Consider the following 12,970-nt stretch of genomic DNA (forward strand, 5'->3'; position numbering starts at 1 on the left):
TCATTGCGTTGCCACTGCTTCCTCAATGTTCACTGCCATTGAGGGATTGAGCGTCTTTGGCGGCCTGCGGGCCGCCTCTTTTCTTTACGAACGCAAAAAATCCTGCCAGCGACGCGTCAGATAATTATGCTCATCCATCACCGAGTTCCACACGGCGATATGGCTCATCCGCTGTTCATAACTGCCACCATCGCGGCTTTCTCCCTGCGGAATCAGCGGAGCACCCCAGGCGTCATACAACATTTCTGCGGCGGGCTTGCCGCCATACCAGAAATCCCACTCGGCCGAAGAGAGATGCGCCTTGCTGCGCTGTGGATTGGAGATGTAATACCCCTGACGCGCCATCACCGCCCCCGGCCAGCCGGATTGCCACCAGTTAAGATACGCATAAGCGGCATCTTTAATTCTGCCGGTGGCGCAGCGAGACAAAGACATGCCGCCATACCAGGCGCGATAGCCTTCGCGCGGATGCGCCATTTTATAGCCACGCTGATGGAAATGATGACGAAAGTAGATCGGTGCCCACAGGCTTTGTACTTCCACCTGGCGGTTCTCAATTAAATCGCACGCCTGCTCCTGGCTGGCCCAGAACGCCGCAAAATGGCCCTGGCGATTCAGACGCGTCAGTTCCTGGGCGAGGGTATCAATTTCTTCCAGTGTCAGATTGCCGGTGTTGGCGAAACGCGCCAGTCCAGCCCCCTGCATCGCCAGCGCGGCATCCAGCCCCCCCATGGCGGCATCTTCCTGCAACGCTACCTGGCCGGTAAGTGCCGGATGCAATAACCAGCTCCAGCTCTCTTCCTCTTCGCGCAATGCGGTGGGCAGACGATCGACGTGATAAGCAAAGCTATCGGCGTTATGCGTCAGCGGCAGCATACTGATACGGTCGCTCGGCTGGCTGCCGAGATGCAAATCACGCTGCACATACAAACGCTGTGATGGCACGCTGCCATCTGCCAGTACACCATCATTTTGCAGGGTGCCGGTCTTGGCCAGCGCATTGACTTCGTCCCAGTACGTCAGCCGTTTAATCTCCAGCGGCTGGATGGCACGCGCTGGCCAGACGAAATCGATATTGTGGAACCATTGATCGTAGAGATCGTAACTTTCGGGATGCATGACGGCGATTCGCTGCGCATCTTCCACGCTACGCAACATATATTCGATTTTAATGCCGAGATCCTGTTCCGCACGCACGCGCAACATCTCCAGCAACGTGACGGAGGTTCCGAGCACACGTAAGGTCAGCTGGTCATTGACCACTGCCGCAGAATTCATACCGTTATGGCTCCTCAAACGCCCGCAGAGTGCGACTGAACGCCTGTTGCAGACGATCGGCCTCCAGACCGCGCAAAATAAATACCAGTTTTGAACTCTCCAGTTCACCGGGCCAGTCAGCCAGATGCACCGGCGGATGCAGCGTATGCTGCACGCCATGAATCACAATGGGCGCGCTGCTGTCGCTCACGCGTAAAATGCCTTTCATTCGCAACACCGTACGGCCATGGCAATGTAATAGCATTGACAGCCAGATAGCAAACGCTGGCCAGTTTATCGTCTGGTGCAGGGTGATCACGCAGGTTTGCGTAACCGGATGTGAAGTGCTGTGCGCAACCGGGGTCAACGTGACATTGTCACTGGCGCAAGTACCCAGCCAGCGGAAGCGTTGCTGCCGTGACCCGCGGGTAACTGTTTGACTAAACAGGCTGAGCGGATCGCGCAGTGCCTCTTCGGTATCGTTCAGTTGTGCCAGTGGGTTGAGCTGACGTAGCCAGGCCAGCATGTCTGTACGCGCCTCTTTCGTTACCCTGTCACCTTTACTCAGCAACAACTTATCTGCCGCGCTGACCTGAGCCAGCCACTCGGGCTGGGTATCAGCCTGCAGGGTTGCGTGTTCCGCATCCACCAGCGTGACCAGTGTCCCCTGGGTGAAATGATGTTGCAGCTGGCGATCATGCAGCAGCGTTGACAAAATCGGTGAAGGATCAGCCAGCCCGGTGGTTTCCAGAATCACCTGTTTGAACGGCGGGAGCTGCCCGCGCGCGCGACGTTCATAGAGATCGAGCAGCGCGGTTTTAAGTTCACCGCGAATCTGGCAGCAGACACAGCCACTGGGCAGCAGCACCGTATCGGGCGCAACTTCATTAAGCAAATGATGATCAATGCCCACCTCACCAAACTCATTCACCAGCAGCGCAATATCATTCAGATTCTGCTGCGCCAGCCAGCCTTTCAGCAGCGTGGTTTTGCCACTGCCGAGAAAACCGCTCAGTACATGCAGGGGTAACTTCTCTTCGTATTGCATCAGCCCTCCAGCGCCGCCAGCCAGTTTTCATCGAGTGGATCAATGGGCCGCCGCATCATCTTTTCCGCTTCTTTCCACAACACATCCAGCGAGTTGACCAGCGTTTGCTGACCGGTCGGGCTGGCCAGCAGCCAGCTGTTGTGAAACTCCGTCAGGGATAACCGCCAGGGTTTAAGCGCACGATTGAGCAGCGCCAATTGTTGCAGGCGTAGCTGGCGGGCGGGCAGATCCTGCCGCAGTGGATCGCTCCACTGCGGCCCGTTATCAAGCAGACCGCAGACTCCACACATCATTGCCTCCGTTACGGCATCACATCGCCGGAATTCGGTCCCAGCGTCTGGCCGACAAACAAATTGCCGCCCGGCTCACTTGCCAGCAGCAAGGCCACCGGTGCCACCTCTTCCGCCTGGCCAAAACGCCCCAGCGGCAGCTCTGCCGCCTTCGCCTGCTTCCACGCCTGATTGATGCCATCAATTAACGGGGTTTCAATCGGGCCGGGCGCGATGGCGTTGACCAGCACGTTATCGGCGGAAACCTCCAGCGCCAGAGATTTAGTAAAACCGATCACACCCGCTTTAGCTGCGGCGTAATGACACAATTCAGCACCGCCTTTAATGCCCAGCTGCGAAGCGATATTGATCACCCGCCCCCAGCGCTGGGCCAGCATCGCTGGTAGCGCGCGCTGTGTGGCTAAAAATACGCTGCGCAGATCGACAGCCATCATCTCTTCCCACATTGCCAGCGTGATCGCCGTACAACGTGCCTGGGTCAGCATACCGGCGTTATTCACCAGAACATCAATGCCGTCAAAGCGCGCAATACAGTCGTCCACGCCCGCGGTGGCTCCGGCGATCTCACCGACATCCGCCACCACGCCATGACAATCGGCACCGAGTTGCTGGCAGTGCGCCACCCTCAGCGCGAGTTTGTCGCTGTCGCGATCGGTCAGTACCAGCCGCGCACCTTCGCGCGCAAACAGCTCAGCAATGGCAGCACCAATGCCGCTGGCGGCACCGGTAATCACACAGCGTTTATTTTGCAGTTGCATCACGGCTCCTTAGTCCGGCCAACGCACAGTCAGCCCACCATCCACAATCAGGCTTTGCCCGGTGAGATAGCTGCTCTCTTCACTGGTCAGAAACGCGATCGCTTTGGCGATTTCTTCCGGGCGACCCACGCGTCCCAGCGGGATGGCTCCGGCAGCCTTTGCCAGCCCTTCCGGACCCAGTGAATTCTGCTTATCCAGCGACTGAGGCGTTTCGATCAATCCCGGAATAATGGCGTTGCAGCGTACCCCGCGCGCAGCCAGTTCTACAGCCAGAGAGCGGCAGATGCCTGGCACCGCAGCTTTCGCTGCGGCATAGTGGGCATGATCCTGCCAGCCGTAGACACCACCGGCGATGGAGGAAACGGCAACCAGGCTGGCTCCGGCGCGCAGATGGGGAGTGGCGGCGCGGAAGCAGCGCATCACCCCGGTCAGGTCAACATTAAGCATGTCGTCCCAGCGTGTATCGCTCATTTCTTCAATCGGCGCACGACGCAAGATTCCCGCATTCGCCACCATATAATCGAGGCGACCAAAGTGCGCCACACCCTGCGCGATAAAGGTATCCACCGAATCCGTTGTGGCGACGTCGAGCGGCAACCAGATGGCATCACCACCCGCGGCTTCCACCTGTGCCGCAGCGATCGCCGGATCGTGCGGATCGGCAGGGTAGTAACCGGCGATCACCCGTACACCACGTTGTGCATACAGCGTTGCCAGCGCCAGGCCAATCCCGCTGGCGGCACCGCTAATCGCGGCGACCGGTTGTGTTGAGACAGAATCTTGCATGGTTATTCCTTAAACTGAAGTCACAGCAGCGCGCGAGCCCGCACGCTGAGGCGCGTTAGCCCGCGCGAAGAACATGATGATGCCGGAGATAAAGCACGGCACAGCCCCGAACCACAGCGCAGCATCCTGCCAGTGGCCGCCGCTGCTCAGGACGCTGGTGGTACCGACGCCAGCGATAATCGCGCCGACCGGTCCCATCGCACCAATCAATGCCCCGGCGGTAGCGCGGATGGCGGTCGGGAAGCTTTCACTGATAAAGAACAGCGCCGCCGCGTAAGGACCGATAAGGAAAAACAGGCCAATGCTGTAGAGAGCGACGATAGTGGCGAAGTTGTCCGGGCAGTAGAGCATGGCGGCAAAGGAGACCCCACCCAGCATCCAGCCCACCGCGATGGTATTACGACGGCCGAAGCGATCACCAAGCCAGCCGTGTACCAGGTAGCCACAGTATCCGACGAGGTTGGACAGGATCAGAATCAGCAGCGAACTGTTAAAAGACACGTCGTGGGTTTTGGTGATCACGGTAGTACCCAGCACGCTGAAAATCTGAATGGCGAACCAGTTGATCAGAACCGCGCCGCCCAGCACCAGCGTGGCACGCAGCGAGGGACCACGAAACGCCGCCGCTATGCCCGCGTTATGCTGTTCGTCATAAGAAACCTGATAATCCGCCGCGACCTGACGCGCATCGCTATCGTGACCTGAAGCGCGTAGCTGCTGGATCTTTTTCTGTACCTGAAACTGCGGGGTTTCTTTCAGCTTCAGCGCCAATACGGCAATCACCAGCGACGGCAATGCGGCGAAGATAAAGCTGCCCTGCCAGCCGATAACGGGCATCAGAATCGCGGTCAGCGCTGAAGCCACCAGCGCCCCGACCGGCCAGCCGCCCTGCACCAGGCTATAAACGAAACCTTTGCGTTTGTTGAGTTTTGGATCATCCAGCGCGGTATACAACTCGGAGAGATAGGTCGCGTTAACGGTTTGCTCGGCATAGCCCAACCCGGCGACAGAGCGAATCGCAGTCAGTGCGCCTTTACCCCAGGCACCGCCCACCGCCGTCAGCAGTGAGCACAGCGCCGCACCGCCCACGGTGATGACAATCCCCATGCGACGACCGAGACGATCCACAAGCGGGCCAATCGCCAGGGCAATCACCGCTCCGCCAACGGCCACCCAGGTGGCGATTTCCGCCTGCTCGACCTCGCTCCAGCCAAAATGGCCGCCGATTTCCGGCAGCAGCGTGCCAAACAGGATGAAATCATAAACAGCAAAAACCCAGGCAAAAAAAGCAATCCAGGTGGCAAATTTTACATCCCTGATGGTCAACTGCTGCGGCTGCCAGCCATTTACGGAGATTTTTTTAAAGATGCTCATAGCGCTATCACTCTGTCAGGGGTCAGGTCACCCTAAATGGTGACCCTACGGGTTCTTGTAGGGAGCGCATTAATGCGCTCCGGGGTCAGCGTGGTTGGCGCTGTTTAAAGTCATCGGCGATTTCATCAAAGGTGACGAAACGCACTCCTTCATGGCTGCGGATGTACTGAATCAGACGCTCCAGCATCAGTAACACCTGCGGGCGGCCTGAAACATCGGGATGGATGGTCATGGTAAAGACGGCGTAGTCGTTTTCGCGGTAGACCCAGTCAAACTGGTCACGCCACATCTCTTCCAGATGACGCGGATTGACGAAACCGTGGCTGTTGGGCGATTTTTTGATAAACATCATTGGCGGCAGATCGTCGAGATACCAGTTGGCGGGGATCTCCACAAGGTCGGTTTCCGCGCCGCGTTCCAGCGGCTTCATCCAGGCATCGGGATGCTGGCTGTAATCGATTTTGGTCCAGCTATCCCCGACGCGAACGTAATAAGGATGGAAATCGTTATGCATCAGGCTGTGATCATATTTGATCCCTTTCTTCAGCAGTAACTCATTGGTGACATTGCTGAATTCCCACCAGGGCGCAACATAACCGGTAGGACGTTTACCCGCCAGCTGAGTGACCAGTTCGATGCTGCGATCCAGCACCGCTTCTTCCTGCGCCGGTGTCATGGCGATGGGGTTTTCATGGCTGTAACCGTGAATACCGATTTCGTGTCCGGCATCCACCACCGCTTTCATCTGTTCCGGGAAAGTTTCAATGGAATGTCCTGGAATAAACCAGGTGGTACGCAGGTTTTGCTCGGCAAACATCTTCAGCAAACGTGGTGCGCCCACTTCACCGGCAAACAGCCCGCGTGAAATATCATCCGGCGAATCTTCCCCGCCGTAGGAACCGAGCCAGCCTGCAACGGCATCAACATCCACACCAAATGCGCAAAGGATTTCTTTGGCCATATCTGCAACTCCATAAATGTACATTTAAATAAATATCCATTTAGTGTTTGCAATAGGGATGCCAGGATCTTTGTAACGGATGGGGGCTAGTATGATGACTGGAAATTAATATAATTTAATCAATGTCTTGAGTAATCTGTATAATGATAAATGCCAGGATAGTGGCGTTTTTGAGATGACATCTTAAAGATGTACATTTGTAGTTATGATCCATTACTGTGCGGATTGCACCAGAACTGTGCCTCAGCGCTCGCGGCTTTGCAGCCCGTCAGGATGTGATAATGTAGCGCGATGAAAACAGGACCGATGAAATGACAATGCGGACAAAAAGCTCCCCGGCAGCGACAGAAGAAACTGCCTCTGCGCGCTATGAAGTTATTCGCCAGCTTTTATATACCGTGCTGAAGCAGAAACGCGTGCCGCAAGGCCTGGTATTACTGGAAGGCCCGCTGGCGCAGCTGTTTGGCACCAGCCGCGTGCCGGTTCGCCGTGCGCTGAGTTTGTTACATGATGAGGGGCTGATTGCCCGTTTCGAAGGCCGTGGCTTTATCGTGGCGAAGGAAGCGCAGGAAGTGGAACCGCTGCGCATCGCCCTGACGCGCGAATTACTCGGGCTGGATGAGCAGGAAGCGCTGGTGGATACCCGCAGTACCGGGGAGAAAGTGCTGGAGAACCTCCAGGTCGTGCTTTCCACCGCCATGGTGTTTGGTTGTTATCAGGTGGATGAACAGCAAGCGGCGCAGCATTACAACATCAGCCGCGCGGTGATCCGCGAAAGCCTGATGCGTCTGCGTGATAAAGGCCTGGTGGAAAAAGAGCCCTATTCCCAGTGGCTGACCGGTCCGCTGACCGCGCGTGAAATTGCCGACCATTTTGAAATTCGCGCCAGCCTTGAACCTACGGCGTTGCGCAAAGCAGGCCGTCATCTGGCGGTGGATTGGCTGACGGCATCACTGGAAAAAGCGCAGAAATTCAAAGGCAAACAATTGACAGCCGCCGAGCTGGAATTGCTGGAGGAAGATCTGCACGTGCGCTGCCTCGAACCGGCAGGCAATAAGCTGATGATGCAGATTCTACGACAGAATCAATCCCCCTTTATTGTCACCCGTATCTTTTATGATTTACTCGCCATCCCGGTGGAAACCGCGATGCTGGAGGAGCACAGCCTGGTGTACGAAATGTTGCTGAAAGGCAACTGGGAGCTGGCCGCGGCTTGTCTGCGCGACCATCTTGAACGGGCGCAGGTACGTACCCTGCAACGCCTGAAGGTTCTCTCGGTGCTGCCGGTCCCTGCTCTGCCGTCATTTATGGAGCGTCGTTGAAAATATCCATTTTTGACGGCCCAATAGCGCAATAAATTGTGCCGCTACAACCTGGTGCGATATTGGGCTGTTTTTACTTAAGATGTGATCGTTTTCTCATCAGAGCGCATAACTATTCTTGTATGGTAGTAGAACAAAACTCACCTGCAGGTAATAATTATGTCTTCCTCTGCTGTAACTTCGACCCAGGCTTCTCAGACAACAGATACCTCATTAATTAAACGGGTTGCCGGGGCATCAGCCATAGGCACTGCGGCGGAATATTACGATTTCTTCGCTTACGGTACTGCTGCGGTACTGTTTTTCGGCCATCTGTTTTTCCCCAGCCACGATCCCCTCGTCAGTACTCTCGCCGCTTTCGCCACTTATGCGGTAGGTTTTCTGGCGCGTCCGATTGGCGGCATCGTGTTTGGTCATATCGGCGATAAAGTTGGTCGTAAAAAAGCGCTGGTGGCGACTATTCTGATCGTCGGCCTGGGGACTTTCTGTATCGGGCTGCTGCCAACCTACGAAAAAATTGGCCTATGGGCACCAGCGTTGCTGATTCTGATTCGTCTGTTGCAGGGATTTGGCGTGGGTGGTGAACAGGCCGGGGCCGTATTGATGACGGCAGAATATTCACAATCTTCACGCCGGGGTTTCTTTGCCAGCTGGGTGCAGATTGGCGCACCAGTCGGCTTTCTGCTGCCGCTGGCGTTGTTTGCCATCCTTAACGCTACGTTATCTGCCGATCAGATGATGGACTGGGGCTGGCGGGTACCTTTTCTGTTAAGCGCGCTGCTGGTGATCGTAGGGTTATTTATTCGCCTGCGCATTGATGAATCGCCGGTCTTTGCCGCCATTCGTGCCACTAAAGCAGCAGAGTCACGCCCACTGAAAGAAGTGATTCAGGGAAATCCGCGCCTGGTGATCAACGGCGTGGCGGCCAAATTGATCGAAGCCTGTGCTTTCGCCCTGTTCACGGTGATCATCCTCGCATGGGGTAAAGCCAACCAGATCGATGCCGGTATCCTGATGAATAGCATGATCGTTGCGGTGATTCTGGAAGTGTTCTCGATCCCGCTGATGGGAGCGTTGTCCGATAAAATCGGCCGCAAACCGGTGTATATGATTGGTGCGTTGCTCATCGTGTTATCTATCGTGCCGTTCTTCCTCGCACTGTCACAAAACAGTTACTGGCTGACGCAAATCGCCATGATTGTGGCGCTGACGCTGGGCCATAGCATGTGTTACGCCCCGCAGGCCTCCTGGTTCCCGGAACTGTTTCCCACACACATTCGCTGTAGCGGCATCGCGGTGATCTGGCAGGTCGGTTCTTTGATCGGCAGCGGCGTGCTGGGGCTGGTGGCGGTGAAGATTCTGCAGGCAACCGGTGGACACTGGTATGGTCTGGCGATTTATGTGGCGGTGCTTGGGGTGATTTCCGTGATTGGCCTGCTGCGACTGCCAGAAACCGCACCCGGTCGGCGCAATGGAGAATATCAGGAGTGGCAGCAACATTGATGTTGTCAGGGCGGCACGGCAGGCACCGCCATCGTGACAACGTCACATAATTACCAACCGATAATACGCGACCAGCTTAACGGCTGGTCATTTTCCGCCTGTAACACCTGATATTGCTGATGCATGGCGGCAGTGGCACAGGCGTGATCCGGCAAAATACGCACGCGTGAACCCACCGGGAAGTCCTGCACGCTCAGGCTCCCCCTTGCTGGTAAGGCGATGATGCCGTGTTCCTGATTGGTGGTGCTGAGGCAGACATCTAAAGGGTTTCCCTGCATATCACACACCAGCCCGTAACCATAATCCACCGGGCCCGCTGCGGTGCCACGATCGCGCGACATCGCCATCCAACCGGCATCGACAAAGACCCAGTTTTTCTCAGCGTTGTGACCAATCACCGTGCTCACCACCGACAGAGCAATGTCCTGCTTTTGGCAGACGCCGACGTTATGCATAACCAAATCAAAAGTGGTAAACACACCGGCGCGCACTTCGCTGATGCCCTCAAGTTCTTCAGCGTAATGCGCGGTGGGCGTTGCGCCGACGCTGAGAATCGGACAGGCAATGCCCGTATCGCGAACCCGGCGCGCGGCGAGACGAATGGCGTCGCACTCATTACGCGCAGCCGCACGAATCGCCTCTTCACTACGACAGTTGTAGGATTCACCGGCATGGGCCAGCAGTCCACGCACCACCGCGCCCTTGCCTTCCAGCTGCTGTGCTATTTGCAACAACACCTCGCTCTCTGGAGGAATGCCACCACGGTGACCATCGCAGTCGATTTCGATAAAAACTGAAAAAATGACGTCATGCTGGCGGGCGAACTCCGTCACCGCCTGCGCCTGTGCGGGCGTATCCAGCAGGATATGCAGATCCACGCCCTGCTGCATCAGGCGCGCCACGCGCGGCAGTTTATGCGGCGCGATACCAACCGCATACAACAGATTGCGATACCCCGCCGCCGCAAAACCCTCAGCTTCTGCCAGGGTGGATACAGTTGCTGGATGTTCATGATCCTTCAGGAGATAAGTGGCGGCAGCCACCGAGCGCAGCGTTTTCAGATGCGGGCGGACTACGCTGCCAAGGTTGGTGACACGCTGATATAACCGATCAATATTGCGCTGATAACGCGCTTCGTCGATCAGTAAAAAAGGCGTTTCAAGTTGATGAAGCCAGTCGGGGGTCAATTTCACGGACATCTCCTGCGGAATGAGTACGCTGAAGCAACCAGGTCAAGCGCCTGGCCCTGAAATGACAAAATATATAAAGTTAGACAAAAAGTCTATTCCATTCGGGCATCCACGATGCCCGCCTTGAGATTATTTTTTGCCTGGCAGGGAGACGCAAAGCAGACCGGCAACAATCAATCCGACGCCAGCCAGACTGCTCCAGCGGAAGGTTTCGCCAAACACCGGCAATGAGATCGCCGCCAGCCAAACCAGCACATAACTGATACTGAGCAATGGATAGACCCGGCTCAGTGCCAGATGACGCAAAGAAAGCATCCAGCACAGCATCGACAGTGCATAGGCGCTCAAACCAATAAACAGGAATACCAGCGGTTGCGGATGCTGCCAGAGTATCGGGGTGAAAACATCCGGCCAGGCCGGAAATTGCAGCATCGCGCTACGCATCAGCAATTGCGCCAGTGACACCAGCACCACACTACATAACGCCAGTCCATAGCCTTTCATAGATGACTTCCCATCAGCGCCACGCCTGCCACAATCAGCAAGGTGCCAAAAATCTGACGCGCGGTGAACGTTTCCCGCCAGATCAGACGGGCGGCGCAGGCGACCAGCACAAAGTTGAGGCTAAGCATCGGATAGGCCACCCCAACCGGAACCAGGCGCAGTACCGCCAGCCAGATCAGCATGGCCACGCCCAGCAGCAGCATGCTGAGCGCAATCCACATCAGTAAACGTGCCTTGCCGTAACGTCTGCCAATATATGCCGCCTGTTTCTGGCAAAGCTGCGCGATGCAGCTCAACAGGCTAACCACCAGGATCAATAAAAGGCTCATGGCAGCGAATTATACCCGTAATAAACCAGTCGCCCCTGGCGATAAACATAATCAGGTTTCGGCAAACCGGGATCCGGGTCAGCATTGACAGACGACATCATCAGCACCAGTGAAACTTTACCGTGCTGACGATGCTCGGCCAGCCAGTTAGCGAAGGCATCCGCTGATACATAACGTTGCTGTGCATCCGGATAGTGCAAGCCGTATTCCACTTCACCCTGCTGATCGTAGAGAAAAATATCGCTACGCTGCACTTGCCATGCCACCGCAGAAGCAACGCCTGGTCCATTAGCCAGAATGTAACGGCTGTCGGCCAGCTGCCCGGCAACCACATTCATAAAGCTCTGGGGTTGTTTGGAATCACGCACCTTGTCCGGGATGGCAAACCCAATCACCAGCGCCAGTACCAGTGGGCAAAACGCGGCCAGCTGCCAGTTGCGCCGACTCAACGCACCCGCCAGGCCCCAGCCACCAAAGGCCAGCACACCCAGCAACAGCTTATAATGCTCAGTCACACTGAAAGGAGGACGGTGTGCAACGCCCCACGGTGCCAGCACCACAACCAGTGCCAGGGCCGCGATGCCGCCAAACACTATGTTGATCCAGGCATTCGCTTTCAGCGCTTTGATCACCTGCGGCGTCATGCTATGTGCGTAGTGCGCCATCATTAGCGCCAGTGGCGCAAAGCACGAAAGAATGTAGGTTGGCAGTTTACCTTTGGCAATGCTGAAGAACAGCAGCGGCATCAGCACCCAGCTCAGCAGGTAACTTAACCCCGCCTGCTGACGACGTTGACGCCAGCCCTGAATCAGTGCGCCTGGCAGCAGCCCCAGCCACGGCAGTGAACCCGCCAGCAGCACCGGCAGGTAATACCAGAATGGTGCTTTATGCTGCGCATCAGATTCAGCAAAACGCTGGATGTGTTCAACCCAGAAAAAGTAATGCCAGAAATCACCTTGCTGACGATAAATCGCCAGTGACCAGGGGGCACTGACCAGCGCCGCGACCAGCACAGTCAGCGGGCCAAAGCGCAACAGCTCGCCAAACCGACGTTGCGCGATGGCCCAGGGCAGAATCGCCAGCACCGGCACCGCCAGCGCCAGAAATCCTTTGGTCATAAAACCCATGGCACAGGCGACACCCAGCAAAACATAGCCGACGAGCCGCTGCCGCGTGTCACTGGCCTGAGCTACCAGCCAGTAACTCGCCATGGCTGCTACCAGCCACAACGTCAGGATCGGATCGAGTACCGCATAGGTCCCGACACCGTAAACCAGCAGCGAGGTGAGGAAAATGATGCTGGCGCTCAATGCCACCGCTCGGTTGGCGAATAACCGGATGCCAAGCCAGAACACCAGCAGTGCCGAGAGCGTGGTGCTGATAATGGAGCCAGCACGGACGCCAAAATTCGTATGCCCAAATAGCAGTTGCCCAAGGTTATTCACCCAGTAGCCCGCTATCGGTTTTTCGAAATAGCGCAGGTCAAAAAAGTGCGGCGTCACCCAGTTACCGCTGACCAGCATTTCCCGGCTGATCTCCGCATAACGGGTTTCATCTGGTTGCCATAAGGCGCGGAATTCGATGGGGATAAGGTAATAAAGCGCAAATACAAACAGAAGCAGAGCCGTTTTGGTGCCAGTACGCATCC

The 12,970-nt window shown here is 56.3% G+C and carries 13 protein-coding genes; 2 read left to right on the forward strand and 11 right to left on the reverse strand.

The window, feature by feature from the left end; all coding sequences use genetic code 11:
• Positions 1-84 precede the first annotated feature (84 nt).
• The 7 genes from RCF31_RS20955 to RCF31_RS20985 all read right to left on the reverse strand — a co-directional run bounded on the left by RCF31_RS20955 (position 85) and on the right by RCF31_RS20985 (position 6,474).
• Positions 85-1,278 carry an ABC transporter substrate-binding protein gene (locus tag RCF31_RS20955; RefSeq protein ID WP_416413705.1) on the reverse strand — a complete coding sequence of 398 codons (1,194 nt, stop codon included), beginning with the start codon at positions 1,276-1,278 and terminating at the stop codon, positions 85-87.
• A gap of 4 nt (positions 1,279-1,282) precedes the next feature.
• Positions 1,283-2,305: a CobW family GTP-binding protein gene (locus RCF31_RS20960; RefSeq protein WP_416413706.1), complete on the reverse strand. Its 1,023-nt coding sequence runs from the start codon at positions 2,303-2,305 to the stop codon at positions 1,283-1,285.
• Positions 2,305-2,595 carry a hypothetical protein gene (locus RCF31_RS20965; protein WP_299451075.1) on the reverse strand — a complete coding sequence of 97 codons (291 nt, stop codon included), beginning with the start codon at positions 2,593-2,595 and terminating at the stop codon, positions 2,305-2,307. The genes RCF31_RS20960 and RCF31_RS20965 overlap by 1 nt, the downstream gene beginning before the upstream one ends.
• Before the next feature lie 11 nt (positions 2,596-2,606).
• The gene (locus RCF31_RS20970) at positions 2,607-3,356 is read right to left on the reverse strand and encodes an SDR family NAD(P)-dependent oxidoreductase (protein ID WP_416413707.1); all 750 of its coding nucleotides are present in this window, start codon (positions 3,354-3,356) and stop codon (positions 2,607-2,609) included.
• A gap of 6 nt (positions 3,357-3,362) precedes the next feature.
• A complete protein-coding gene (locus tag RCF31_RS20975; RefSeq protein ID WP_416413708.1) occupies positions 3,363-4,139 on the reverse strand; it encodes an SDR family NAD(P)-dependent oxidoreductase in 777 nt (258 codons plus the stop codon).
• 9 nt (positions 4,140-4,148) lie between these two features.
• Positions 4,149-5,513 carry an MFS transporter gene (locus RCF31_RS20980; protein ID WP_416413709.1) on the reverse strand — a complete coding sequence of 455 codons (1,365 nt, stop codon included), beginning with the start codon at positions 5,511-5,513 and terminating at the stop codon, positions 4,149-4,151.
• An 85-nt stretch (positions 5,514-5,598) separates the two neighbouring features.
• On the reverse strand, positions 5,599-6,474 hold the full coding sequence (locus RCF31_RS20985; RefSeq protein WP_299449948.1) for a polysaccharide deacetylase family protein: 876 nt from the start codon (positions 6,472-6,474) through the stop codon (positions 5,599-5,601).
• 311 nt (positions 6,475-6,785) lie between these two features.
• Here RCF31_RS20985 and RCF31_RS20990 point away from each other — a divergent pair, with 311 nt between their 5' ends.
• On the forward strand, positions 6,786-7,796 hold the full coding sequence (locus tag RCF31_RS20990) for a GntR family transcriptional regulator (RefSeq protein ID WP_084880960.1): 1,011 nt from the start codon (positions 6,786-6,788) through the stop codon (positions 7,794-7,796).
• Positions 7,797-7,955: 159 nt separating this feature from the next.
• Complete coding sequence (locus RCF31_RS20995) at positions 7,956-9,299, forward strand: MFS transporter (RefSeq protein WP_416413710.1); 1,344 nt, start codon at positions 7,956-7,958, stop codon at positions 9,297-9,299.
• A gap of 50 nt (positions 9,300-9,349) precedes the next feature.
• Here the strand turns inward: RCF31_RS20995 and RCF31_RS21000 are convergent, their stop codons facing one another.
• The 4 genes from RCF31_RS21000 to arnT form a co-directional block, all read right to left on the reverse strand.
• Complete coding sequence (locus tag RCF31_RS21000; RefSeq protein WP_416413711.1) at positions 9,350-10,492, reverse strand: DSD1 family PLP-dependent enzyme; 1,143 nt, start codon at positions 10,490-10,492, stop codon at positions 9,350-9,352.
• Between the two features lie 126 nt (positions 10,493-10,618).
• Complete coding sequence (gene arnF / locus RCF31_RS21005) at positions 10,619-10,993, reverse strand: 4-amino-4-deoxy-L-arabinose-phosphoundecaprenol flippase subunit ArnF (protein WP_416413712.1); 375 nt, start codon at positions 10,991-10,993, stop codon at positions 10,619-10,621.
• Positions 10,990-11,322 carry a 4-amino-4-deoxy-L-arabinose-phosphoundecaprenol flippase subunit ArnE gene (gene arnE, locus RCF31_RS21010; protein WP_299449956.1) on the reverse strand — a complete coding sequence of 111 codons (333 nt, stop codon included), beginning with the start codon at positions 11,320-11,322 and terminating at the stop codon, positions 10,990-10,992. The genes arnF and arnE overlap by 4 nt, the downstream gene beginning before the upstream one ends.
• Positions 11,319-12,968: a lipid IV(A) 4-amino-4-deoxy-L-arabinosyltransferase gene (gene arnT, locus RCF31_RS21015; protein WP_299449957.1), complete on the reverse strand. Its 1,650-nt coding sequence runs from the start codon at positions 12,966-12,968 to the stop codon at positions 11,319-11,321. Before arnT ends, arnE begins: the two co-directional genes overlap by 4 nt.
• Between the last annotated feature and the right edge of the window lie 2 nt (positions 12,969-12,970).

It is taken from the genome of Pantoea sp. App145, assembly GCF_047947045.1.
Classification (GTDB): domain Bacteria; phylum Pseudomonadota; class Gammaproteobacteria; order Enterobacterales; family Enterobacteriaceae; genus Pantoea.